Origin of the sequence: Pseudomonas sp. R5(2019) (assembly GCF_009905435.1) — a bacterium.
Classification (GTDB): Bacteria; Pseudomonadota; Gammaproteobacteria; order Pseudomonadales; family Pseudomonadaceae; genus Aquipseudomonas.
In genome coordinates this window covers 1-25,752 of the sequence record NZ_JAAAMT010000067.1, presented here as the reverse complement: position 1 = coordinate 25,752, position 25,752 = coordinate 1, and the positions used below count along the sequence as shown (strand labels likewise).

Sequence of the window (25,752 nt, the reverse complement as noted above, 5' to 3'; positions counted from 1 at the left end):
GGTCAGGCCGGACGCGTAACTGGGAGCCGATCGGTACCGTGTTGTTGAACCCGGATCGAGAGCAACAGGTCGAGAAAAGAGCGGCATAGTTAGACGGCTGACGCGACAACTACCTTGAAAAACGCCGTGAGAGCAAAGACCCCACCGCTACGCCCCCACAATGGAGCGAGGATGGGCCAGGAGAGCCTATTCGTAGTGGCGGAAGTATTCGTACCTATGTGGTGACCGGTATCAGCAAGAAAGCCGCCACAACCTTCACCCTCGCAACCGCGTACAAACCCTCCCTACTTGAAGAACCGCTGGAAACAAAGTTCCAAGTCTCTGCCTCCGATGCGCCGTTTTACTATGGAAGGTAAGTGGATATGACTCATCACAAAGTTCCCAAAAGCGAACACAGTATCTTCCACACCCGCGTCGACGCCCTTCGCGCGGATGACCCACCGCTGGGCGTCGAACCGGCCACAGACAACAATGTGATGAACATTACGGAGGACTGCCTGTTCATGCGGACGGCAACAGGCAGCATGTACGGTGGTCGACGCAGCATGAGTTGGTGGGCGACTATTGTCACGGTTTTTACTTTCTTCTTTTTTTCCCTGATTGGATATTGGATCTATCTCCATGATCGTGATCAAAACGGCTACAGTGCAGGTGCCATCTCTCATTATCTGGAGAACTGGTGCTATCCGATTGGTACAAGCGCCGCATTCTTTCTTGGCTGCTTTTGGATTTTCATCCCTTGGCGCACCCAACTACCAATCATCTTCAATCGAAAAACTCGCCGGGTCACCTGCATAATCCAGGGCAAGTGTCTCAGCGAGCGTTGGGACCATCTGGACGCCTACATCAAGGATGTCACCAGCTTCGCAGCGGGTAGCGGGCCCATCAATGAAGGCGTGCTTACGCTTGCATTTCCTTACGTTAAACCGGACTCCCGCAATGACGATTGGCATCTACGGATCGGTATCTATGCCACTTCGGATCATCCGCAGGCCGTCATCAATCGGGGGATCTACGGTGCTGCCCAAGTCTGGGAATACATTCGCCTCTACATGCGCGAAGGGGCTGGTGCCCTTCCCCCTTCGTACGCCCTTGCTCCCTACGCCATCTCCAGTGCCCGTGAGGCGGTCCAGCAGTTCAATCCACTGAAAGTACTGCGTGTGCAGCACCCGGCCTGGCTGATTGTGGCCGTGCCATTTTTCCTGTTCATCGCACTGCCGGTGGCACCGTTGGTGATGCTCGGCGATATCTTTTACATGTGGCTTGACCGCACTCTGCCGCGCCGCAAATGGCCGCAGGCTCTTATCGACGCATGTGACGGTGTTTGGGATGGCAAGGATGACTGAGGCAAGAACACCGCAGATTCGCCACAGTGCACGGCACGTCCCGAAGAGCGAACGGAGTATCTTTTACACCCGCGTCGACGCCCTTCGCGTGGATGACTCTCCGCTGGGTGTCGAGCCGGCCGCCGACAACAATGTCATGAAGATCACCGAGGATTGTCTGTTCATGCGGACTGCAACAGGCAGCATGTACGGTGGCCGAAACAGCATGAGTTGGTGGGCGGCCGTAACAACCCCGTTTGTATTTGTTCTATTCTCCTTCATTGGTTATTGGATCTTTCTCCATGACCGTGACCAGAACGGATACAGTGCAGGCGCGATCTCTCATTATTTGGATAATTGGTACGTCCCAGTGGGTATGGCCGCTTTTTCAGTTCTGTCCTGCTTTTGGATGTTCATTCCCTGGCGCACCCAGCTACCGATCATCTTCAACCGGAAAACTCGAAGAGTCACCTGCATGATCCAGGGCAAGTGTCTCAGCGAGCGTTGGGACCACCTGGAAGCCTACATCAAGGATGTCACCAGCTTTGCAGCGGGTAGTGGGCCCATCAACGAAGGCGTGCTCACGCTTGCGTTTCCTTACGTTAAACCGGACTCTCGCAATGGTGATTGGCACTTGCGCATCGGGATTTATGCCACTTCAGATCATCCGCAGGCCGTCATCAATCGGGGTATCCACGGTGCTGCCCAAGTCTGGGAATACATTCGCCTGTACATGCGCGATGGCGCTGGCGCCCTTCCCCCGTCGTACGCGCTTGCCCCTTACTCCATATCCAGTGCACGTGAGGCCGTCCAGCAGTTCAATCCACTGAAAGTACTACGTGTGCAGCACCCGGCCTGGCTGATTGTGGCCGTGCCATTTTTCCTGTTCATCGCACTGCCGGTGGCACCGTTGGTGATGCTCGGCGATATCTTTTACATGTGGCTCGACCGCACTCTGCCGCGCCGCAAATGGCCGCAGGCTCTTATCGACGCATGTGACGGTGTTTGGGATGGCAAGTATGACTGAGGCAAGAACACCGCAGATTCGCCACAGTGCACGACACGTCCCGAAGAGCGAACGGAGTATCTTTTACACCCGCGTCGACGCCCTTCGCGTGGATGACCCACCGCTGGGTGTCGAGCCGGCCGCCGACAACAATATCATGAAGATCACCGAGGACTGCCTGTTCATGCGTACGGCAATGAGTAGCATGTATGGCGGCCGAAACAGCATGAGTTGGTGGGCGGCTGTAGCAACTCCATTTATATTCCTTTTCTTTTGCGGAATTGAGTATTGGGGCTTTCTCCATGACCGTGACCAAAACGGATATAGCGCAGGTGCGCTTTCTCATTACCTGGAGAACTGGTACTACCCGGCCGGTATAACCGCGGCATTCTTTCTAGGCTGCTTTTGGATGTTCATCCCCTGGCGCACACAACTACCAATCATCTTCAATCGAAAAACTCGCCGGATCACCTGCATGATCCAGGGCAAGTGTCTCAGCGAGCGTTGGGACCATCTGGACGCCTACATCAAGGATGTCACCAGCTTCGCAGCGGGTAGCGGGACCATCAACGAAGGCGTGCTCACGCTTGCATTTCCTTACGTTAAACCGGACTCCCGCAATGGCGATTGGCACCTGCGCATCGGTATTTATGCTACGTCGGATCATCCGCAGGCCGTCATCAATCGGGGGATCTACGGTGCCGCCCAGGTCTGGGAATACATTCGCCTCTACATGCGCGATGGCGCTGGCGCCCTTCCCCCGTCGTGCGCCCTTGCTCCCTACACCATCTCCAGTGCCCGTGAGGCCGTCCAGCAGTTCAATCCACTGAAAGTACTGCGTGTGCAGCACCCGGCCTGGCTGATTGTGGCCGTGCCAATTTTTTTGTTCATCGCTCTGCCGGGGGCGCCACTGGTGATGCTCGGAGACATCTTCTACATGTGGCTCAACCGCATCCTGCCGCGCCGTAAATGGCCGCAAGCACTTATCGATGCCTGTGACGGTGTATGGGATGGTAAGGATGACTGAGACAAGAAAACTTCAGACTCTCCACACCAAAAGTGAACACAACATCATCTACACGCGCGTAGACGCCTTGCGAGCGGACGACCCACTGCTGAATGTCGAGCCAGCTGCCGACAACAATGTCATGAAGGTGACTGAGGATTGTTTATTTATGCGTATGGCATCGGGCAGTATTTATGGAGGCCGACGCAGCATGAGTTGGTGGGCAGCTATTGTTACTATTTTTACTTTCTTTTTCTTTTCTCTGATTGAGTATTGGGGCTATACCCACGATCGCGACGAAAGCGGATATAGCGCAGGTGCCATATCTCACTATCTGGAGAACTGGTACTACCCAGTCGGTATAACCGCTGCGTTCTTTCTGAGTTGCTTCTGGATATTTATCCCCTGGCGCACTCAATTGCCAATCATCTTCAACCGAAAAACCCGTCAGATCACCTGCATGATTCAGGGGAAGCTGGTCAGCCAGCATTGGAACAACCTTGATGCCTATATCAAGGACGTCAACAGCTTCGCCGTCGGGGGCGCTCCCATCAATGAGGGCTTGCTGACCCTTGTGTTCCCCTTTGCCTATCCCAGTTGCCACTCCAGCCATGAGCGCCTGCGTATCAGCATCTACGGAACCCAGGACACTGGCGCTGCCGCTTTCAATCGCGGTATTTATGGAGCGGCCATGGTATGGGAGTACATCCGACTCTATATGCGCGATGGAGCGGCGGCGGTACCTCTTCCGGATCCCATCGCCCGTTACCATGCCACCAGCATCCGCGACTGCATTGACTATATGAATCCCTGCATGCCATTCAAATATCGCGTGTGGTGGAAGCTATTGGTCGCGATCTTGCTGGCTCCAGTCCTAGTCCCTCTACTCACCTGCGTGATGCTGGGCGACATCTTTTACCTGTGGCTCGACCGCACTCTGCCTCGCAGAAAATGGCCACAGGCTCTTATCGACGCATGTGACGGTGTTTGGGACGGCAAGGATGACTGAGGCAAGAACACCCCAGATCCGCCACAGTGCATGGCACGTCCCGAAGAGCGAACGGAGTATCTTTTACACCCGCGTCGACGCCCTGCGCGAGGATGATCCACCGCTGGGCGTCGAGCCTGCGGCTGATAACAATGTCATAAAAGTCACCGAATACTGCCTATTCATGCGCACCTCAAACGGCAGCATGTACGGGGGGCGACGCAGCATGAGCTGGTGGGCAACTATCGTTACTGTTTTTTCTTTCTTCTTCTTTTCTTTAGGAACCTATGTTGCTTTCCGTTATCAGCATGAACACGAAGGGTATAGCGGAGCGGCCCTCTCTTTCTTTCTAGAAAACTGGGACGTTCCAATTGGCATCTCTCTTGCATTTTTTCTTGGCTGCTTCTGGATCTTTATTCCTTGGCGTACCCAACTTCCGATCATCTTCAATCGAAAAACTCGCCGGGTCACCTGCATGATCCAGGGCAAGTGTCTCAGCGAACGTTGGGACCACCTACAAGCCTACATCAAGGATGTCACCAGCTTCGCAGCGGGTAGCGGGCCCATCAACGAAGGCGTGCTCACGCTTGCATTTCCTTACGTTAAACCGGACTCCCGCAATGGCGATTGGCACCTGCGCATCGGTATTTATGCTACGTCGGATCATCCGCAGGCCGTCATCAATCGGGGGATCTACGGTGCCGCCCAGGTCTGGGAGTACATTCGCCTCTACATGCGCGAAGGCGCTGACGCCCTTCCCCCTTCGTGTGCCCTTGCTCCCTACGCCATCTCCAGTGCACGAGAGGCCGTACGGCAGTTCAATCCACTTAAAGTACTGCGTGTTCAACACCCGGCGTGGCTGATTGTAGCCATGCCATTTTTCCTGTTCATCGCATTGCCCGTTGCACCGCTGGTGATGCTTGGCGACATCTTCTACATGTGGCTTGACCGCATCCTGCCACGCCGCAAATGGCCACAAGCGCTTATCGACGCCTGTGACGGTGTTTGGGACGGCAAGGATGACTGAGGCAAGAACACCCCAGATCCGCCACAGTGCACGGCACGTCCCGAAGAACGAACGGAGTATCTTTGACACCCGCGTCGACGCCCTTCGCGTGGATGATCCACCGCTGGGTGTCGAGCCGGCCGCCGACAACAATGTCATGAAGATCACCGAGGACTGCCTATTCATGCGGACGGCAACAGGCAGCATGTACGGTGGCCGGCGCAGTATGAGTTGGTGGGCGGCTGTAACGACGCCGTTTATATTTGTATTTTTTTGTGGAATTGAGTATTGGGGATACCTCCATGAACGTGACCAAAACGGTTACAGCGCAGGTGTGATTTCGCATTATCTGGAGTATTGGTACGTCCCAGTAGGTATGGCTGCTTTTTCAGTCCTGTCCTGCTTCTGGATGTTCATTCCCTGGCGCACCCAACTACCGATCATCTTCAATCGAAAAACTCGCCGGGTCACCTGCATGATCCAGGGTAAGTGTCTCAGCGAACGTTGGGACCACCTGGAAGCCTACATCAAGGATGTCACCAGCTTCGCAGCGGGTAGCGGGCCCATCAACGAAGGCGTGCTCACGCTTGCGTTTCCTTACGTTAAACCGGACTCCCGTAATGGTGATTGGCATCTACGGATCGGGATTTATGCCACTTCGGATCATCCGCAGGCCGTCATCAATCGGGGTATCTACGGTGCCGCCCAGGTCTGGGAATACATTCGCCTCTACATGCGCGAAGGCGCTGGCGCCCTTCCCCCTTCGTGTGCTCTTGCTCCCTACGCAATTTCCAGTGCACGTGAGGCCGCCCAGCAGTTCAATCCACTGAACGTATTGCGTGTTCAGCACCCGGCCTGGCTGATTGTGGCCGTGCCATTTTTCCTGTTCATCGCACTGCCGGTGGCACCGTTGGTGATGCTCGGCGATATCTTCTACATGTGGCTCGACCGCACCCTGCCGCGCCGCAAGTGGCCACAAGCGCTTATCGAGGCCTGTGACGGTGTTTGGGATGGCAAGGATGACTAAGTTGGAAATGCGCTTTTCCTCGCCGCAAACAAGATGAAAAAGGGGGCCGCCATTGAGCGGCCCTTTCGCGACTGAAGCTCCTGCAAATGCTGCGCTGTCAGCTAGACGACATCGGACGCTTCAAGCAAAGCCTCGGTCAGCGCCCTCCCCACCTCAATCCCATGCAGCGTTGCCCAGTGCATGCCCTTATCAGCATTGGGCGTACGCATGCACATTGAGTTTGCCGTGTCATACGCCGACTGGAGGTAGAGCGAGACGTGCACCAAGGCGTCTTCAGCCATCACATTGTTGCGGACACTAAAGAGTGAACTATTGCCGACGCCACAAAATACGAAGGGAGTTTCAGCAGTTTTACCCAGAGTGCCGGGGATGAACTCATTACACTCAGCCGCTGACCTGATCACCCCATTCTTCGCACCGATGCGCAACCCTTCGACTAATGCCTTGGCAGCCTCCAGTGCCCATAACGTTGACCAGTGCATACCGGTGTCAGCCAGTGGCGTGTGGGTATAGACGTGATTGGCCGCCTCCAGAGCAGCCTGCAGATGATTGGAGAGGTGTCGTAATGCCTCTTCTGCCGGCACGCCAGGTTGGACATTGAAGAGTGGTTCATGGGCATTGGAACAAGAGCCAAACGTGACTTGGGCGGTTTGCTGGATGCTGCACGCAGGTTTGGGTGGATCTGGGACAACCTTCATCATGTTGACACTCCCGGAGTAGTGGAGCCGCCACGCGTCGCTGCTAAACGAAAAAGGTGGCAGCCATACGCGGGTTAGCAGACCGGGACTCCAGGAACCCAGCGCACGCAAGCGTGCCCCACGTACAGCCGCCATGACACGGATCGGCGCACGCTGAATGGGCGTTGGCCGAAAGGAAAGGGTTGCTTGCACGTCTGGAAGTCATCGGGCTGCTAAACCCGGACGCTGATCAGTCAGCGACCGAAAAAGCCTACGGGCACGAGTTCCAAGGGACAAGTTCATGGGCAGCGACAGGATGCGTAGGGTATTTCTGGCGGGCTGTGCAGTGCTAGAGCGTATTCGAAGTTGCTCGAAAGAAATTTCAGCAGTAACTGTAGGAATTTCATTCAGACCACCGGCATGCCCCTTCCCTTGAAAACAGCTCCCCCTGATCTATCGTTGCCAAGCGCCAGAAATCTCTGGCGCCCACGACAGCAGGGAGCTGGAACACCATGACTACAGTGAACACTGCACAGGAAGCCATCGATTCCGTTGCCAACCAAGCCATTCTCGCAGCCCTTCAGCAAACCTTCGCGGTCGGCGGGGCCATCATCAACACCTCCACGGGCGAGGTGATCGCGGCGCTGCACAACAATGTGCTGATGCCTTTTCCAGGGAGCAGTACCCCTTACTTCCTGCCCCACGACCCGACCGCCCATGGCGAGCGACAGTTGGTGGACTGGTACTACGAAAACGCCGCGGCGCTGAACCTTCCGCCGCCCTATGAACTGACCGTTGTCACCACGCTGGACCCTTGCGCCATGTGCGCCGGTTCTCTGCTGACGGCTGGCTTCAATGTGGCGGTCAGCGCGATCGATGACTACGCCGGGGTCAACTACAACAGCCAATTCACCTTCCCCTCGCTGACACCACAGATTCGTTCGCAAGCCCAGAAGACCTGGGCGTATTACGCGATATTGGCCCCAGTCAACCGCCCCTACCAGGGCTCGATGAACCCGGTGTTCGGGGGCCAGAGCATCGATTCGGCGGCATACTTCCTCACTGGTTCGATTTTCTCCGCCAGCGTCAATACCGTACGCGCAGCGAGCAACAACAGCGGCCTTGATCCCTCGCAGCTGAAAAACCCGGCCACGCTGCCGGCCAACAGCCCGGTGCGCAAGGCATTGACCACGCTCAGCCCCTGCGCCTTGACGGTCCAGAGCGCCAACCCCCGTGATCCAGGTGCAGAACTGGCCCCACCGCTACTGAAGACAGCAAAGCAAAGCCAGGTGTTCAACGCCGTGGCCTTGATCGACCCCTTTGGCAACCTGTTGGCATGCCTGGGCGGCGTGGAAAACCGGTCGCCGATTCGAACGGCATTCATGGAAACCACCCGCGGCTACGCGGTGCTGCGCTGGACCCTGATGAATGATCCGGACCCGGCGGTCCGCGCCCAGGCCGAGCAGTACCTGACGCACCCCAAATACGGCACCTTTGTGTTTCTGTATGCGCCGGACCCGACCACGCCACAGGCACTGATGACCCTGGGCGCCTACGGTTCGACCATGGAAGGGCCGGTGCCGCAAAGCTACCCGTCCAACCTGCAATACGTGCTGTTGCCGGGCAATACCACGCCACAAGCCCTGTCGCAACTGGCCCAGAACCTGCCGCCGTTTTATACCCAGAGCGTGCAGGTGGCGCCCGCCCAGGTGCTGAGCCAGGAGTTGATCAATGCGGTGAGGAAGGGCGTGTAAAGCAAATGTGGGAGCGGCCTCTTGTGGGAGCAGAGCTTGCTAGCGATAGAACCGCCTCTGTCTCAGGCTATGCCGCCAACTGCTGCGTCTACCCCGGCCAGGTTTTTGTCGCCTGTGCTGGCCTCATCGCTAGCAAGCTCTGCTCCCACGCATCGAAGCTTCAGTTAGCCTCCAACGCCACCACCGGCACGGGTTTGCTCGCCATCACCAGCAACAACCCCGCCGCCGCCAGCAGCCCGCCGGCAATCGGCACCGCCGCATAGCCCAGCCCCGCCGAGATCACCCCACCACCCACCGCTGCCCCCAGGGCGTTCCCCAGGTTGAACGCCCCCACATTCACCGACGACGCCAGCCCTGGCGCTTCGGCTGCGGCCTGCATGACCCGGATCTGTACCGGCGGGACGATCGCAAAGGTCACCGCGCCCCAGACCAGCAAGCCGATCAGAGCGCCGATATGGCTGGTCAGAATCAGCGGCAACGCCACCATGGTCAGCGCCAGCAAGGCCAGGAACAGCTTGGTGCTGCCCTCCAGCGACCAGTCGGCGAGCTTGCCGCCCAACGCGTTGCCGACGGTGAAGCCAATCCCGATCAACATCAGGCCGATCGTGATAAAACCTGCCGACGCGCCGGTCAGGGTCGACAGCACCGGAGCCACGTAGGTGTACAGGGTAAACATGGCGCCAGCGCCCATGACCGTGGTTGCCATCGCCCTCAGTACGGCCGGGCGGGTCAGCACTTTCAGCTCGCGGCGAATGTCCGGCATCTGGCCTGCTTCACCCTTGGGCAACGAAACGGCCAATGCGGCAATCGCCAGCAAGCCCAACCCGGCGGTGCCGGCAAAGGCCATGCGCCAGCCAATCTGCTGGCCGATCCAGGTGGCGACCGGCACGCCGCCGACGTTGGCGATGGTCAGGCCCATGAACATAGTGGCGACGGCACTGGCTTGTTTGTCCCTGGGCACCAGGCTGGCCGCCAGCACCGACCCCAGGCCAAAGAATGCGCCGTGGTTGAGGCTGGTGATCAGCCGTGCGCCGAGTAGCGTCCAGTAACCCGGCGCGATAGCGGACAGCAGGTTGCCGATGACAAACAAGGTCATCAGCGCCATCAACGCCTTTTTCACCGGCATGCGGCCCAACGCCAGGGTCATGATCGGCGCGCCGATCATGACGCCCAGCGCATAGGCACTGATCAACAGCCCGGCCGTGGGAATCGACACCTCGACCCCATCCGCGATAACCGGCAACAGGCCCATCGGCGCGAATTCGGTGGTACCGATCCCGAACGCGCCGACCGCCAGTGCCAAAAGAGCCCACATCGGTTTCATCGTCATAATCCTGAATGCAAGTTGGCTAATGGTGCGCAGCCTAGAGCCCTTGCCCTTGACGATAAACAGCAGAAATCTCAAAACATATGTGCGTGTAGATCACGAATAGGCCTCAAAGCGATGGGCTCAGGCCGCTGCTCTTGAGTCCTTTCAAGACCACAAACTCGCCCGGATCCACTTTCCGCATTATGCTGTGCAGGCATCTTCCCCAGCCGCACTATGTGAGAGCCGAATATGAAAATTGATGACATGGACGCTTTTGTCGCCGTCATCCGCTGCCAGTCGACCAATCTCGCGGCGCAGGCATTGCAGCTTACGCAGCCGGCCATCACTCGCCGCATACAGAATTTCGAAGAAGACCTGGGTGCCAACCTGCTCGACCGCAACACCAAACCGCTCAAGCCGACGCCCATGGGCTGGCGGGTGTATGAGCAGTGCAAGGCGATCCTGCGCGAGATCGATTCGTTGCGCGAGCTGGTCGCCAATGACGGCGCGCCCAGCGGCACCTTGCGCCTGGGGGTGCCGCAAACGGTGGGCGATGTGGTGTTGCTCGACGCCTTGCAGCAGATTCGCGAGCAGTACCCGGACTTGCGCACTCAGGTCATCAACGGCTGGGGCAGCAGCCTGATCGCGAAGATGGAAAACGGCGAGCTGGATGCCGCCGCCGCGCTGTTTCCGGCCGGCAAGATTTTCCCCGAGGGCATTGCCAGCCGCTCCATCGGCCGCATGAAATTGCGCGTGGTGGCGGCCAAGGGCAGCGTGCGCAAGAGCAGCAGCAAGCTCAAGGATTGCTTCCAGCGCGGCTGGGTGCTCAACCCCGACGGCTGCGGCTTTCGCGCCGGTTTGCAGCGCGCCCTGAGCGAACAGGGGCTGGCCTTGCAGATCAATCTGGAAACCTTCGGCACCGAGCTGCAACTGGGGCTGGTCGCCAGTGGCCAGGGCCTGGGCCTGGTGCCCGAGCCGCTGTTCGCCAACAGCCGCCACCGCGATCAGCTGGAGCTGGTGAATGTCAGCGACTTCAAGCCGGTGGTAGACCTGTGGTTGCTGCACCCGCAGTACCTGGGCAACCTGCAGGAGCCGGTGGACCTGTTTGGCAGCATTGCCGCGGATCGGCTGCAGGCACCGCTGCTCGACGCCTGATCTACTCGCTATTCCCTCCCCCTCGATTGCCAGGCGCTCCGCGCGCTTGGCACCGCGCATACAAAATCAATTATTTGCATAATGATCAAACACTAGATTCCATAAACAAATAATTAGCTTAGAACTAAAAAGACTTTTACAGTCCTTATTCATAAGAATACGGTCTTACTCAGTCGCTCTTGAACCGCTGTTCCAGAGCGAGCAGATGACGCCTGGCCACCGTTCTTCGGCTGCCGGCATTCCCCATGCGAACCCTGCGATGAGTGCCCCATGAGTCAGTCCGCCCTGTCCTCCACCGCTGCGCCGGTCAGCCCGATTGCCGATTGGCAATCGACCGCGACCTTCGAGCGAACCCTTGCAAGCCTCACTCAGGCGCTGGCTGCCCGTGCCGCTGAACACGACCGCAGCGGGCAATTTCCGGCTGACAACTTTGCCCTGCTGCATCAACACGGCCTGCTGGGCCTGACAGTGCCTGCCAGCCTTGGCGGCGGTGGCGCGGACCTGGCTACCGCGCGCAAGGTGATTGCCGCGGTCGGCAAGGGCGACCCCTCGACCGCGCTGATTCTGGTGATGCAGTACCTGCAGCACTTTCGCCTGCAAAACAATGACCGCTGGCCCGCCCACCTGCGTCGGCGGGTGGCCGAGCAGGCGGTCAACGACGGCGCGTTGATCAACGCCTTGCGGGTCGAGCCCGAGCTGGGCACACCGGCCCGCGGCGGCCTGCCAGGCACGATTGCGCGGCGCACGGCCGAAGGCTGGCGCCTGAGCGGCACGAAGATCTATTCCACCGGAAGCTTCGGCCTGACCTGGTATGTGGTCTGGGCTCGCAGCGATGATGCCGACCCGCTGGTAGGCGGCTATCTGGTGCACAAGGACACCCCGGGCATCAGCATCATCGAAGACTGGGACCACCTGGGCATGCGCGCCACCTGCAGCCATGAGGTGCGTTTCGACAACGTGCTGATCCCGCTGGACCACGCCGTCGGCGTCAGCCCGCTGAGCGCACCGCAAGCCGAGTTCGATGGCGAAGCGCTGCTGTGGATGTCGGTGCTGCTGCCGGCGCTCTACGACGGTGTCGCCCAGGCCGCGCGGGACTGGCTGGTGCAGTTCCTGGCCACGCGTGCGCCGGCCAACCTCGGCGCGCCGCTGTCGAGCCTGCAGCGTTTCCAGGAAGTGGTCGGGCGCATCGATACCCTGCTGTTCGCCAACCGCACCCTGCTGGATGCGGCCGTGGCCGGTCACGTCGATGCCACGCACGCGGTGCAGATCAAATACCTGGTCAGCAGCAACGCGGTCAAGGCAGTGGAGCTGGCCATCGAAGCCACCGGCAACCCCGGCCTGTCGCGCAAGAACCCGCTGGAGCGCCACTACCGTGATGTGCTCTGCAGCCGTATCCATACCCCGCAAGACGACGTCGCCCTCAGCGCTGTCGGTCGCGCCGCCTTCGCCGCAGGAGTGTCGCCCCATGCCCCAATGCCAGTCAGTTAAGGCGAGATCCATGTAGGAGCGGACCTGGCCGCGATGGGCCGCGCAGCGGCCCCTTGGGCCAGCGACATCTGCGAATCAACTTGCGATTGCAGGCGGTTTCAGAATCGCCGGGGCCGCTGCGCAGCCCATCGCGGCCGGGTCCGCTCCTACAAGTGTTGCGTCGTTCAATTGCTTAACTGACTGGCATTGCCCCATGCCCGCTGAATCTTTGCCGACCGCTTCCTGGAGAACTTCGAGCGGTATCGCCAGCAGATTCCGCTGAGCAACCTGGTTGACTTGCAGCGCGGCTACTGACGCGCCCACCCCTTCACGATTCAGGAGCCTTTAAAGATGAGCGAACTCTCCACCCTGCCCGCCCCCGTCACGACCACGCGCCAGCGCGTTTCGGCCGAAGAATGGGAGGTTCGCGTCAAGCTGGCGGCGGCCTACCGGCTGGCGGCGCTGCTGCGCTGGACCGACCATATCTACACGCACTTTTCCGCCCGGGTGCCCGGCCCCGACGAGCACTTTCTGATCAATGCCTTCGGCCTGCTGTTCGATGAAATCACCGCCTCCAACCTGGTCAAGGTCGATGTCGACGGCACTATCATCGACGACCCGCTGGGCCTTGGCATCAACCAGGCCGGCTATGTGATTCACAGCGCCATCCACCGCGCCCGGCCCGATCTGCACGCAGTGCTGCACACCCATACCCGCGACGGCGCCGCGGTGTCGGCCCAGCGCGACGGCCTGCTGCCGCTGTCGCAACATGCGCTGGCCTATTACAGCCGCGTGGCCTACCACAGCTACGAAGGCGTCGCGCTGGACCTGGATGAGCAGGAACGGCTGGTCGCGCACCTGGGCGACAGCAACATCCTGATCCTGCGCAACCACGGCCTGCTCACCGGCGGCATCAGCATCGCGCACGCCTTTCGCGAACTGCACGGGCTGGAGCGCGCCTGCAATATCCAGATCGCGGCCCAGGCCGGTGGCAACGCCGACCTGCTGTTCGCCTCCGAACAGGCCATCGAAAAGGTCCGCGAACAATCGGCGGTGTTTTCCGACGGTCGCAGCCCGGGCATCCAGCGCCACTGGGATGCACTGATCCGCCAACTGGACCGTGAAGGCCTGGACTACCAGGACTGACCAGACTGTTCCCACACCGCACCTGCGTGGGGCGCTCCCCTGTAGGAGCCCCCGCTCAACCCAATGGAACGCCAGCATGACTCAAGCCCCCACCACCACGACCGCCCAGCCCAAGGCCCGGCCCGTCAGCAAGCCCTGGAGGGCGCCGGATTTCGCCCTGCGCCTGATCAGCCCGCTGGTGATTCTGCTGCTCTGGGAAATCGCCTCCCGCACCGGGCTGATCCCCTCGCGGATCATCGCCGCGCCCAGTGACATCAGCGGCACCTTATGGGCGCTGATCAGCAGCGGCGAGCTGGGCCGGCACCTGCTGGTGTCGCTGCAGCGCGCCATCACCGGGCTCAGCATCGGCGTCGCCATCGGAGTGGCGGCAGCGTTGATCACCGGGCTCTCCAAGCGTGGTGAAGTGCTCCTCGATTCACCGATGCAGATGCTGCGCACCATCCCGTCGCTGGCCCTGGTACCGCTGTTCATTCTGTGGTTCGGCATCGGTGAGTTCACCAAGATTGCGCTGATCGTTACCGGCACCACCTTTCCGGTGTACCTGAACCTGTTCGCCGGTATCCGCAACATCGACCCGAAGCTGGTCGAGGCCGCCCACACCCTCGGGCTGACCCGCCGCGAGCTGATCTGGCACGTGATCCTGCCGGGTTCGTTGCCGTCGTTTTTCGTCGGCCTGCGCTACTCGCTGGCGATCTCCTGGCTGGCGCTGGTGTTCGTCGAGCAGATCAACACCACCGCCGGTATCGGTTACCTGGCCAGCGATGCGCGGGACTTCATGCGCACCGACGTTATCGTGATCTGCCTGTTGATCTACAGCGTGCTGGGCCTGCTGATCGATGGCCTGATCCGCACCCTGGAACGCTTTGCCCTGGCCTGGCGCCCGTCTTTCGTAAGGAGCTGATTGATGAATGCGCACACCCATGCCGATTTCACCCCCGTTGCCCCCGCGGTCAGCCTGCGCAAGGTGATCCGCCAGTTCGGCGACAACCGCGTGATCGACGAACTGGACCTGGACATCGCCCCCGGCGAATTCGTCGCCCTGCTTGGGGCCAGCGGCTCCGGCAAAACCACCCTGCTGCGCTCGCTGGCCGGCCTGGACGCCATCGACGGCGGCCAGTTGCTGGCGCCCAGCGCCCGCGCGGCGGTATTCCAGGAGCCGCGGCTGATGCCCTGGAAACGCGCCTGGAAGAACGTCACCCTGGGCCTGCGCCTGGACAACGCCAAGGCCAAGGCCGTGCAAGCGCTGACCGAAGTAGGCCTCGCGCATCGGCTCGAGGCCTACCCGGCGACACTCTCCGGTGGCGAATCGCAGCGCGTGGCGCTGGCGCGCAGCCTGGTCCGCGAGCCCAAGCTGCTGTTGCTCGATGAGCCGTTCGCCGCCCTCGATGCGCTGACCCGCATCCGCATGCACCGGCTGATCATCGACCTGTGGCGCGCGCACACCCCGGCGGTGCTGCTGGTGACCCACGATGTCGACGAGGCGATCCTGTTGGCTGACCGCATCATCGTGCTGGAAAACGGGCGCATCGCCGAGCAGCTCCAGGTCGACCTCCTCCGCCCGCGCGACAACGGCCAGGCCGGTTTCAACGCCATTCGCCAGCGCCTGCTGGCGTTGCTGGGGGTGGACAATGACGACCCGCAGACCCTCGGCCGCGACCACAACCCGTTTCTGGGCTACCCCCTGAGCGCCATCGCCATCTGAACGGCCCCACCCGAACCCTGACCGGGGAAGCCCCGGAAACTGCTGAAACACCCGAGCGACCCACCACCACCTTATCGCTCCTCGACCCCACCCCCAGCGCCTGCGCTCGACCCTTGCGGCCGGACGCTCGCGGCTGTGCGCGGCAACCTGAAAAACTGAGGACACGATGTCTAACCTGCACTTCGATTCGGCGGCCCAATCCGTCCGCTTTCCCCGCTCCGCCCTTGCCCTGGCCTGCCTGCTGGCGCCGCTGGCCCAGGCTGAAACCGCCGCCACCGATGACAGCCGCCTGGACACCGTCACGGTGATTTCCACCGGTGTTCGTGGCGCCCAGCGCACCGTCGCCGACAGCCCGACGCCCATCGATATCATCAACAGCGACCAGTTGCTCAAGACCGGCCGGGCGGAGTTGTCCGAAGCCATTTCCAAGCTGCTGCCGTCGTTCAACTTCGGCACCAATATCGCCGGCTTCCAGTCCAGCGTGCGGCCGTTGAGCAACCGCAGCCTGGGCCCGGCGTATACCCTGGTGCTGGTCAACGGCAAGCGCCGGCACAACGGGTCGATCCCGGCCAGCGGCTCGATCGACAACAGCGGTGCCAACGCCGTCGATATCGACATGATCCCGATCAGTGCGGTGTCACACATCGAGGTGCTCAAGGACAGCGCCGCCGCGCAATACGGTTCGGACGCGGTGGCCGGGGTGATCAACATCATCCTCAAGAACAGCAGCAGCGGCGGCCATTACGAGAGCAGCTACGGCAAGCTGTTCAGCGGCCAGGGCGAGACCCTCAAGCTGGCCGGTGACCAGGGTTTTACCCTCGGCGATGGCGGCTTTGTGCACCTGTCGGCCGATGCCCGCAAGCGCGGCACTGCCGGCTGGATCGACAAGGCCGACCCCGGCTATCGCGCCTATTTCGAAGACGATCGCCAGGCCGCCTGGGACCGGGTCGCGGTCAAGAATGGCGACCCGGACCTGCGCGCCTTCAACCTGGCCTACAACGCTGAGCTGCCGCTGGCCGACGACCTCAAGCTGTATTCCTATGCCACCTATGGCGAGCGCAAGACCGAGGCCTACAACAACTACCGGCTGCCCAACAGCAACGCTTCGATCCCGGAACTGTTCCCGGACGGTTACTACCCGCTGAACAATATCAAGGACACCGACTACCAGTTCCTGTTCGGCAGCAAGGGTGAGTCGCTGGGCTGGGACTGGGACGCCTCGACCACCTATGGGCGCAACAAGAACCAGCAGTCCAGCGACCTGACCATCAACCCCACTTACGGGCCGGCCTCGCCGACCTCGTTCGATGACCTGGCGACCCTGCAGTTCGAGCAGTGGGTCAACAACTTCGACATCACCCGCCGATTTGACGGCGTGTTCGGGCTCAAGGTGCCGACCCAGGTGTCGGCGGGCCTTGAGCATCGCTGGGAGCGCTTCCGCACTTTTGCCGGCGACCCGATTGCCTACACGGTCGGCCCTTACACCTACCCGGCGACCCTGGCCGACGGCTCGCCGAATCCGCTGTATCAGTTGGCCAACGGCCAAACCGCGGTGGGTGCCCAGGGCGCCTTGACCATTCGCCCGGAAGATGAAGCCGACGTCAAACGCAACAACTACGCGGCCTATCTGGATTTCGGCTTCGACGTGACCGATCGCTGGTACATCGGCACGGCCGGGCGCTTCGAGCACTACGACGATAACTCGGGCAACACCTTCAGCTTCAAGCTCAACTCGCGCTATGAACTGACGGACCAGGTGGCCGTGCGCGGCACCGTCGGCTCGGGCTTCCGCGCGCCGTCGCTGACCCAGACCGGCTTTACCGTGACCGACAACCGCACCGCGCTGGACGCCAACGGCAACGTGGTGCCGGCCCTGCGTCGCACCGTAGCGCCCGGCAGCGCCGCCGCTGCCGCCTTTGGCGGGCAGGCGCTGGACCCGGAAAAGTCCCGCAACGCAGGCCTGGGCATCACCTGGCAACCGGCGCAGCGCACCAGCGTGACGCTGGACGCTTACCTGATCGACATTGACGACCGCATCATCCTGACCGAGAACCTCTACGACCGCGCCAACGGTTCCGGAGCGGTCGGCGACCTGCTGGAATCGGTCGGCCTGGCGCGCACCACCTGGATCAACTACTACACCAACGCCTTCGACACCCGTACCCGCGGCCTGGACCTGGTCGCCGACCACACCAGCGAGTTTGGCGCGTTCGGCGATGTGCGCTGGAGCGCCGCGTTCAACTACAACAAGACCACCCTTCGCGGCACCCGCGCCACGCCAGCGGACCTGGCAGCCGCCGGCATTGCCGTGGTTGGCCATGGCCGCGAGGGCGATCTGGTGGCCGCCTCGCCAAGGACCAAATGGGTGTTGGGCGCCAACTGGACCCTGGGCAATTTTGCCGCCAACCTGGTGAACACCCGCTACGGCAAGGTCGAGACCTGGCAGCAAAACGCGGCCCAGGACCGCAGCTTCGGCGCCAAGTGGCTGACCGACCTGGACCTCTCCTACCTGCTGTTCGACAGCGTGACGGTGAGCGTGGGCGGTACCAACATCTTCAACGTGCGCCCGGACAAGAACGGCGTCTACAACGCCAACGGCAACCAGACCGCCTACGGCAACCCGCCGTTCCACCCCGGTGGCGGCTTCTGGTACACCAGGCTCGCCTACGACTTCTGACCCCTGGCCGCACCGCCAGGCGCGGTGCGGCACCCTGCACAAGGACCTGCCCATGCATGACACCTCTTTTCTGCTCAGCCGCCGGCGCCTGCTGCTGGCCGGCTCCCTGCTGGCCGCCGCGCCGCTGCTCGGTCGCAGCGCCTTTGCCAACACCAGCGGCCTGGCCGGCAGCTCACTGTCGGTGGGCACCTATAAAGGTGCCGCGCCGTCGTTTTTCAAGGAAGCCGGCGTCCAACTGCCCTACCCGGTCACCTACGCAGAGCTTGCCGGTGGCAACCTGATCGTCGAGGCCATGGCCGGTCGCAGCCTGGAACTGGGCAGCATGAGCGAGATCCCGCCGATCTTTGCGATTCAAAGCGAGGCGCCGATTCGCCTGATCGCCGTGATGCGCGGCGACGTCAACAACCAGGTCTTCCTGCTGCCCAGGGATTCACCGATCCGTTCGGTGGGCGACCTCAAGGGCAAGCGTGTGGGCTATGTGCGTTCGACCACCTCGCACTACTTCCTGATCAAGGCGCTCAAGGAGCAAGGCCTGACCATGAAGGACATCCAGCCGGTGGGCCTGACCCCGCAGGATGGCTTCTCGGCCTTTCAAAGCGGCCAGCTCGATGCCTGGGTGATCTATGGCATCTGGATTCAGATCGCCCTGGCCAAGACCGGCGCGAGCATTCTCAAGACCGCCCTGGGTTATCTCTCGGGCAACTACGTGATTGCCGCGCGCAGCGACCTGATCGATGACCCGCACAAGCGCGCCACCATCAAGGACTACATCGCCCGTGAGCAGCAAGTCTGGGACTGGCGGGAAAACAACCCGGAACAATGGGCGAAAAAAAGCGCAGCGCTGACCGGTATTCCGGCCGAACGCTTCCTGGAGCAATTCCGCGCCCAGAGCGAGCCTTACAAACTGGCGCCGGTGGATGATGCGGCGATTCGTTCGCAGCAGGATGTGGCGGATCTGTTTTATGAGGCGGGGGTGCTGAACAAGCGGCTGGATGTGGCGCCGCTTTGGGTGAAGGGTTTCTGAAGGGCGGTTGCCCTCCCCGGCCAATCAAGGCAAAACACTTGTGGGAGCGGATTTATCCGCGAATAGCGTCACCGCGGTTCGCCTCACATGCCTTGGGTGAGGCAATTCGCGGATAAATCCGCTCCCACAGAATGAAGAGCGGAATCGCGATCGATCTGAAGTTAATTGCGGAGATTACGCGGAATATCCAACCCCAGATTCCCCCGCAAGGTGTTGGTCTCGTATTCCTTGCGCACCAACCCACGCGCCTGCAGCAACGGCACCACCTCCTGGGTAAAGCGGCGGAATTGTTCCGGGTGGCCGATGTAGATGTTGAAGCCGTCCAGCGCCCGGGCTTCGAACCAGCGGGCCATCTCATTGGCGACGGTTTCAGCGCTGCCGACGAAGGCGCCGGGGCGCAGCTGCCGGCTGAATTCGACGGCCTGGCGCAGGGTGAACGCCTTGGCCACGGCTTGATCGGTGATGCGCTTGGCGACGGTGTAGAAACTGCTCTTGGCAAACTCCAGCGCCTGCACGGGGAACGGCGCGTCCAGATCGTACTGGCGGAAGTCGTGCCAGCCGAACGAGCGCCCAAACTCGGCCAATGCCTGCTCGAAGCTGTGATCGATCTGGTGGTAATGACGCTCAAGTTCGCGGGCATGTTCGTCGCTGTCGCCAACATGAATCTCGGCGCCCGGCAGGATCACCACCTTGTCCGGGTCACGGCCTTCGCGTTCGGCACGGGCCTTGATGTCGCGGTAGAACGCCTGGCCCTGCTCGATGGTCGCTGCATGGGTGAACACCACATCGGCAATCGCCGCGCCCAGCTCGCGACCTTGCTCGGAATCACCGGCCTGCAGAATCACCGGTTGGCCCTGGGGCGAGCGCTGGATGTTCAACGGCCCGACCACGGAAAAATGCTCGCCCTTGTGGTTCAGTGCGTGCAGCTTGCCCGGGTCGAGAAACTGGCCCGTGGCACGGTCGCGGACAAAGGCATCGTCTTCATAAGAGTTCCACAATGCCTGCACCACCTTGACGTGCTCCCGCCCACGGCCGTAGCGAGTGTCGTAGTCGTAGTGCTCGTCGCGGCCGTAGTTGCCAGCAGTGCCGGCATCGCCGCTGGTGACCACGTTCCAGCCGGCCCGGCCCTTGCTGATCAGGTCCAGCGAAGCCAGCCGGCGGGCCACGTTGTAAGGCTCGTTGTAGGAGGTGGTCAGGGTCCCGACCAGGCCGATATGACGAGTGGAAACCGCCAGCGCCGACAGCAGGGTCAAGGGTTCCAGGCGATTGAGATAATGGGACGGTGAATCCTTGGTGATGAACTGGCTGTCGACGATAAACATCAGGTCAAAGCGCGCCGCCTCTGCCTGGCGGGCAATGTCGATGTACCAGTCGATATTGACGCTGGCATCGGCTGGCAGCTGCGGGTCCAGCCACAGATTATGCCGCCCCGGCCCGCCTGCGCCCATGGTGACTGCGCCTAGCTTGATCTGTCGTTTGCTCATGTTCTGTGGGCTCCCATTGCCATGTCCAAGGGTTTTCATGCCCACAATTAAATACTTATAACTGATATTAATAAATCAACTTGATAAGTTAATTACATAATTAGCTTATAACCAAACATGCTTTCACAGGCCTCACTTAGGCGCAGGTGTAGGAGCGGACCCGGCCGCGATGGGCTGCGAAGCGGCCCCGGCGATTCTGAAACCGCCGGCACTCCCAGGGCTTGTCGTTGATATCACCGGCCTCGGGGCTGCTGCGCAGCCCATCGCGGCCAGGTCCGCTCCTACAAGGGTTTCGTCGTTCTTCTCCTACAGCGGGTACAACGCCTCATCAAACTGCTCAAGACGCGGGAACAGCAATGGCTTATCGCTCTGCAGATGTTCCAGTCGTTCACGGTAGCCTTGCAGGAATTGCTCCCGTGCTTCACTGCTGATGTAAGGCACGTGCCAGGCCACAAACGGCTCCAGCACCTCCATCCCGACATAGGCCAGCGTGCCACGCAGCAGTGGCCGCAACATGTCCTCGAGCGGCCCGTGAATGGCACCCTCACCAAACATGTGTTCACGCCCGCCCAGGGTCACGGTCACCAGCGCCTTCTTGTTGCGCAAGCCGCCCTGATCGTAGAAGCGCTTGCCGCCATAGCACACGCCCGACACCAGCACCCGGTCGATCCAGCCCTTGAGAATGGCCGGCGTCGAGAACCAGTAGATCGGGAAGTTGAGGATCAGCAGGTCGGCCCACAGCAGCTTGTCGAGCTCCTGTCGAATGTCAGGTGCCAGGGACTGGCTTTTCACGCCAAGCCGTTGCTCCAGGGCATAGACCAGATACTCCGGATTTTCCCGGGTGGAGAAGTCTTCGGCGCTAGCCACCGGGTTCCAGTTCATCGCGTACAGGTCCGAGACCTGCACTTGATGCCCCTGGGCCTGGAGGGTTTCCACCGCCTGATCACGCAGGGCGGCGGTGAAGGATTGCGGCTCGGGGTGAGCGTGGACGATCAATACATTCATGGCAGTTCCTTTTATTTTTTTAGCAGCCTAGAGCTGGATGGCTTTGGTTTCGACAAACTCCGCCAGGCCCTCCTCGCCCCATTCACGGCCATTGCCCGACTGCTTGTAGCCACCAAATGGCGCCTGGTAGTTAAAGGCACCGCCATTGACGAAGCACTGTCCGGCGCGCAAATGCCGCGCCAGTTCCACGGCACGTTCGGTGCTGCCGGCCCAGACACCGCTGGAGAGGCCGAACGGTGAATCGTTGGCGATCTCCAGCGCATGGGCTTCATCGCGGTAAGGGATCAGGCACAGCACCGGGCCGAAGATTTCCTCCTGGGCGATGCGCATGCGGTTGTCGACATCGGCAAACAGCGTCGGCGTGACATAAAAACCGCGCTCCAGTGCACCGGGCACTTGCGCGCCGCCGGCTATCAGGCGAGCGCCCTCCTCTTCGCCGATGCGGATGTAATCGAGCACGGTGCGGCGCTGGCCCGCCGAGCACATGGGCCCGAGAAAACTCTGCGGATCGAGCGGGTCGCCCATGATCAGGCTTTCGGTTTCTGCCCGGGCAATCTCCAGCGCCTCGGCGTAGCGACTGGCCGGCAGCAGCATGCGGGTCAAGGCCGTGCAGGTTTGCCCGGAGTTGATCATCACATCCTGCACGCCATAGCGCACCGCCGCTGCCAGGTCCGCGTCCTCGGCGATCAGCAGCGGCGACTTGCCGCCCAGCTCCAGGCACACGCGCTTGACCGACGGCGCCGCCGCTTGCGCTACTCGCACGCCGGCCCCGGTCGAGCCGGTAAACGAGACCATGTCCACGTCCGGGTGGCGCGCCAGCGCCTCGCCGACCTTGGCGCCCGGCCCGCTGACCAGGTTGAAGACCCCGGCCGGCAGGCCGATGGCCTCGATCATCTGCGCCAGCAAAAATGCATGCAAAGGGGTTTCCTGGCTCGGCTTGACCACCATCGTGCAGCCAGCGGCCAGCGCCGGCGCGAGCTTGCCGATCAACTGGTGCAGCGGGTAGTTCCAGGGGTTGATAAAGGCGCAGACACCCACCGCTTCGCGCACCACCCGTGAGTTGCCGACCTCACGCACCTGGTCCATCAAGCCGGCAATCTCGACGTACTGCGCAAGCCCGGCAATCGGCCCTTCGACCTGCACCGCGCGGCACCATTGCACCGGCATGCCAAGTTCGGCGGTGATCACCGCGGCCATGTCATTGGCGCGCGCGGTCAGCTGTTCGACCAGGTCGCGGATATACCCGGCGCGCACACTTGAGGGTGTCCGCGACCAGCTGGCAAAGGCCTTCCTGGCAGCCGCCACGGCCCGATCCACATCCCGCTCATCGCCCAGCGGCACCTGGCCGATCACCGCTTGCGTGGCCGGGTTGATGACCTGCGCAAAGCCCTGGCCCGACGGCTGCTGCCAGGCGCCATCGATAAACAGCCGTTTGTGCTCAAGCATGAGTAGGCTCCTTGATCAGGGCGTCGGCGCAACGGGCGATACGCTGGCAAGCGTCGCGCAGTTGCTCATCGGCCAGCACCAGGCCCAGGCGGATATGCCCGGCCGCGCTCGGGCCAAAGGCTTCACCGGCCAGTACCGACACGCCGTAGTGTTCCAGCAGGTGATCCGAAAACGCCTGGGCACTGAGGCCGGTGGCGCGGATGTCGACCATCACGAACATTCCGCCATCGGGCTTCAAGGGGCGCGCGCCGGGGCTGTTAGCCAGGCAATCGCACACCAGGTCGCGGCGCTGGCGATAAGCCTCGCGCATGGCTTCCAGTTCCGGCAGCGGTGTTTCCAGCGCCACCACGGCGGCGTCCTGAATAAATTCCGGCGAACCGTAGAGCATGCACAGCGCCAGGTTTTCCAAATGCGCCGCCAATGCGGGCGGTGCGACCACCCAGCCCAGCCGCCAGCCGGTCATGGCGTGGGACTTGGACAGGCTGTTCAGGGTCGCGGTGCGCTCGGCCATGCCCGGCAGGCTGGCCGGGCTGATGTGCTCGCCCTCGAACAGCAGCTCGCTGTAGACCTCATCGGAGATCAACCACAGGTCATGCTGGATGCACAGCTGTGCCAGCGCCTCCCAGGTCGCCCGCGGCAAGCTGGCGCCGGAGGGGTTGTGCGGGCTGTTGAGGGCCAACGCACGGGTGCGCGGGGTGATGCGCGCCGCCACGTCCTCGGCCATGACCCGAAAGCCGTTTTCAGAGCGAACCGGCACGGGCACCACGGTCGCACCGCAGGCGCCAAACACGGCTTCGTAAGTCACGTACATGGGCTCGGCGACCAACACTTCATCACCCACTTCCAGCACGCATTGAGCGACGCTGAACAGCGCGCACTGGGCACCGGCCAGCACCACCACCTGATCGGCCTCCACGGCCTGGCCACTGCGTTGCTGATGGCGGCGCGCGATGCTGGCGCGCAGTGCGAGTTTGCCGCGCACATCGGAATAATGCGTATGGCCGGCATTGAGGCTGTCGACCGCCGCCTTGACGATAGGCGCCGGGGTGTCGAAATCCGGGTCGCCGACCGACAGCAGCAGCACGTCCTCGCCCTTGGCGCGCTTGGCCAGGGCGCGGTAATGGATGTCCCAGGCGGCGGCGCCGTCACCGGCGATACGTTTTGTCAGAGCAGTAAAACGCATGTCGTTCTCCTTGTTGAGGGCTCAGTCTTCGACCAGCACCTTGGGATTGGAATTGCCCCACACGGTGTAGAGGTCGGCGAGCAGCGCGCCGTTGATTTCCTCGATTTCCGCCTGGCTGACTTCGCCGCCGCCCTGCTTGCCGAACAGCACCACTTCATCGCCGGCGCGCACGTCCGGCAGGTCGGTGACATCGACCATCAGGGTGTTCATCGAAACCTTGCCCACCACCGGCGCGCGGTGGCCATTGATGACCACGGCGCCCTTGTTGGTGAACACCCGGCGATAGCCGTCGGAGTAGCCGACGGTGATGTTGGCCAGCTTCGAATCGCGGTTGAGGGTGTAGGTGCGGTCATAGCCGACGGTGTTGCCTTGCGGGTAGGTGTTGACGCTCGCGACCCGGGATTTGAATTTCATCACCCGCTGGTATTCGGTGTGGCTCGGCACCGTGTCGCCGAACAGCGCGCCACCGGGGCGAACCATGTCCAGGCGCGCCTCGGGCACTTCCAGGGTGGCGTACGAATTGGCTGCGTGCAGGGTGATTTTCTTGCGGTCCAGGCGGGCCGTGTCCATCAACCAGGCGGCCTGTTCATTGAAGGCTTGCAGGCCCTTGCGCACGTCGTCTTTATCTTCGACGGCGAAGTGGGTCATGATCGCGACCACTTTCAGATCCGGCACCTGAGTGATGGCGACGGCGTCCTGGCGGCCTTGTTCGGTGGCCATTTCGACCCCATTGCGGCTCATGCCGCTGGAGTTCAGGCCCAGGTGCACGCGCAGGGTCTGGCCATGCTTGCGGGCAATGTCGGCGGCATTGCGGGCGAACTGCAGGTTGCCGACCAATTCTTCCATGTCGTATTGCAACGCATCTTCAAGTTCGGCCAGGGTCGCGGTGCGAACCCGGATCAGCTGGCCCTTGAAGCCGCTCTGGCGCACCACGCGTGCTTCTTCGTTACTGGCAACGGCGATGCAGGGCACACCGAGCTTGATCATCGACGGCATCACCAGGCCAATGCCGTGGCCGTAGGCGTCGGCCTTGAGTACGGCGCAGAGCGTGGATTTACCGGCCAGGTCCGCTTGCAGGGTCTGGATGTTGTGTTCCAGCGCGGTTTTGTTGACCTCGACCCAGGCGTTGCTGGTCTGGGCGGTCAGGGTTGAAGTGCCGTTGTCGAGCGTCAGTGGAGGTGCGGCCTGAACCTGGGCTTGCCAGAGGACCAGGCCGAGGGATAGAGCGAGAAGTGTGCGGCTGAATGGCATTTTTCGGGATGTCCTTATTTGTAATTTTCAGGCAATCGGAAACTGAATGTAGGAGCGGACCTGGCCGCGATGGGCCGCGCAGCGACCCCCGGCGATTCTGAAACCGCCTGCAAT

At 61.5% G+C, this 25,752-nt stretch carries 20 protein-coding genes and 1 pseudogene; 14 read left to right on the top strand and 7 right to left on the bottom strand.

The genetic code is table 11. The features are described from left to right. The first annotated feature begins 362 nt into the window (after positions 1-362). The 6 genes from GUY40_RS26115 to GUY40_RS26090 are packed head-to-tail and all read left to right on the top strand — an operon-like array spanning position 363 to position 6,358. Positions 363-1,346, top strand: coding sequence for a hypothetical protein (locus GUY40_RS26115; protein ID WP_166571797.1), 984 nt, complete (start codon positions 363-365; stop codon positions 1,344-1,346). Continuing rightward, the gene (locus tag GUY40_RS26110; protein WP_166571796.1) at positions 1,339-2,352 is read left to right on the top strand and encodes a hypothetical protein; all 1,014 of its coding nucleotides are present in this window, start codon (positions 1,339-1,341) and stop codon (positions 2,350-2,352) included. Before GUY40_RS26115 ends, GUY40_RS26110 begins: the two co-directional genes overlap by 8 nt. Continuing rightward, complete coding sequence (locus tag GUY40_RS26105) at positions 2,345-3,358, top strand: hypothetical protein (protein ID WP_166571795.1); 1,014 nt, start codon at positions 2,345-2,347, stop codon at positions 3,356-3,358. Before GUY40_RS26110 ends, GUY40_RS26105 begins: the two co-directional genes overlap by 8 nt. After that, positions 3,351-4,346 carry a hypothetical protein gene (locus GUY40_RS26100; protein WP_166571794.1) on the top strand — a complete coding sequence of 332 codons (996 nt, stop codon included), beginning with the start codon at positions 3,351-3,353 and terminating at the stop codon, positions 4,344-4,346. Before GUY40_RS26105 ends, GUY40_RS26100 begins: the two co-directional genes overlap by 8 nt. Continuing rightward, positions 4,339-5,352 (top strand): hypothetical protein, encoded by a 1,014-nt coding sequence (locus tag GUY40_RS26095; RefSeq protein WP_166571793.1) that lies wholly within the window; start codon positions 4,339-4,341, stop codon positions 5,350-5,352. Before GUY40_RS26100 ends, GUY40_RS26095 begins: the two co-directional genes overlap by 8 nt. Then, positions 5,345-6,358 (top strand): hypothetical protein, encoded by a 1,014-nt coding sequence (locus GUY40_RS26090; protein ID WP_166571792.1) that lies wholly within the window; start codon positions 5,345-5,347, stop codon positions 6,356-6,358. Before GUY40_RS26095 ends, GUY40_RS26090 begins: the two co-directional genes overlap by 8 nt. Positions 6,359-6,459: 101 nt before the next feature. Here the strand turns inward: GUY40_RS26090 and GUY40_RS26085 are convergent, their stop codons facing one another. Next, a complete protein-coding gene (locus tag GUY40_RS26085; RefSeq protein WP_166571791.1) occupies positions 6,460-7,059 on the bottom strand; it encodes a DUF3077 domain-containing protein in 600 nt (199 codons plus the stop codon). A gap of 488 nt (positions 7,060-7,547) precedes the next feature. On the opposite strand from GUY40_RS26085, the gene GUY40_RS26080 reads away from it, so the two are divergent. Continuing rightward, on the top strand, positions 7,548-8,789 hold the full coding sequence (locus tag GUY40_RS26080) for a nucleoside deaminase (protein ID WP_166571790.1): 1,242 nt from the start codon (positions 7,548-7,550) through the stop codon (positions 8,787-8,789). A 160-nt stretch (positions 8,790-8,949) separates the two neighbouring features. Here the strand turns inward: GUY40_RS26080 and GUY40_RS26075 are convergent, their stop codons facing one another. Then, positions 8,950-10,113: an MFS transporter gene (locus tag GUY40_RS26075; protein ID WP_166571789.1), complete on the bottom strand. Its 1,164-nt coding sequence runs from the start codon at positions 10,111-10,113 to the stop codon at positions 8,950-8,952. Positions 10,114-10,347: 234 nt separating this feature from the next. On the opposite strand from GUY40_RS26075, the gene GUY40_RS26070 reads away from it, so the two are divergent. The 7 genes and pseudogenes from GUY40_RS26070 to GUY40_RS26040 all read left to right on the top strand — a co-directional run bounded on the left by GUY40_RS26070 (position 10,348) and on the right by GUY40_RS26040 (position 19,269). Then, on the top strand, positions 10,348-11,253 hold the full coding sequence (locus tag GUY40_RS26070; RefSeq protein WP_166571788.1) for a LysR family transcriptional regulator: 906 nt from the start codon (positions 10,348-10,350) through the stop codon (positions 11,251-11,253). A 270-nt stretch (positions 11,254-11,523) separates the two neighbouring features. Next, positions 11,524-12,741 carry an acyl-CoA dehydrogenase family protein gene (locus GUY40_RS26065; RefSeq protein ID WP_166571787.1) on the top strand — a complete coding sequence of 406 codons (1,218 nt, stop codon included), beginning with the start codon at positions 11,524-11,526 and terminating at the stop codon, positions 12,739-12,741. 330 nt (positions 12,742-13,071) lie between these two features. Further along, a complete protein-coding gene (locus tag GUY40_RS26060; RefSeq protein WP_166571786.1) occupies positions 13,072-13,866 on the top strand; it encodes a class II aldolase/adducin family protein in 795 nt (264 codons plus the stop codon). Between the two features lie 136 nt (positions 13,867-14,002). Continuing rightward, a pseudogene (locus GUY40_RS26055) lies at positions 14,003-14,767 on the top strand (ABC transporter permease); the annotation flags it as partial. A gap of 3 nt (positions 14,768-14,770) precedes the next feature. Beyond that, entirely contained in the window at positions 14,771-15,568 is a 798-nt protein-coding gene (locus tag GUY40_RS26050) for an ABC transporter ATP-binding protein (protein ID WP_166571784.1), read from the top strand. A gap of 166 nt (positions 15,569-15,734) precedes the next feature. Beyond that, entirely contained in the window at positions 15,735-18,245 is a 2,511-nt protein-coding gene (locus tag GUY40_RS26045) for a TonB-dependent siderophore receptor (protein WP_166571783.1), read from the top strand. A 52-nt stretch (positions 18,246-18,297) separates the two neighbouring features. Further along, complete coding sequence (locus GUY40_RS26040; protein ID WP_166571782.1) at positions 18,298-19,269, top strand: ABC transporter substrate-binding protein; 972 nt, start codon at positions 18,298-18,300, stop codon at positions 19,267-19,269. Between the two features lie 161 nt (positions 19,270-19,430). Here GUY40_RS26040 and GUY40_RS26035 read toward each other — a convergent pair whose 3' ends face one another. The 5 genes from GUY40_RS26035 to alr all read right to left on the bottom strand — a co-directional run bounded on the left by GUY40_RS26035 (position 19,431) and on the right by alr (position 25,638). Then, entirely contained in the window at positions 19,431-20,753 is a 1,323-nt protein-coding gene (locus tag GUY40_RS26035) for an LLM class flavin-dependent oxidoreductase (RefSeq protein ID WP_166571781.1), read from the bottom strand. A gap of 306 nt (positions 20,754-21,059) precedes the next feature. Then, on the bottom strand, positions 21,060-21,758 hold the full coding sequence (locus GUY40_RS26030) for an NAD(P)H-dependent oxidoreductase (protein ID WP_166571780.1): 699 nt from the start codon (positions 21,756-21,758) through the stop codon (positions 21,060-21,062). A gap of 27 nt (positions 21,759-21,785) precedes the next feature. Beyond that, entirely contained in the window at positions 21,786-23,204 is a 1,419-nt protein-coding gene (locus GUY40_RS26025) for an aldehyde dehydrogenase family protein (RefSeq protein ID WP_166571779.1), read from the bottom strand. After that, positions 23,197-24,387: a pyridoxal phosphate-dependent aminotransferase gene (locus GUY40_RS26020; protein ID WP_166571778.1), complete on the bottom strand. Its 1,191-nt coding sequence runs from the start codon at positions 24,385-24,387 to the stop codon at positions 23,197-23,199. The genes GUY40_RS26025 and GUY40_RS26020 overlap by 8 nt, the downstream gene beginning before the upstream one ends. A 21-nt stretch (positions 24,388-24,408) precedes the next feature. Further along, complete coding sequence (gene alr / locus GUY40_RS26015) at positions 24,409-25,638, bottom strand: alanine racemase (RefSeq protein ID WP_166571777.1); 1,230 nt, start codon at positions 25,636-25,638, stop codon at positions 24,409-24,411. Positions 25,639-25,752 lie beyond the last annotated feature (114 nt).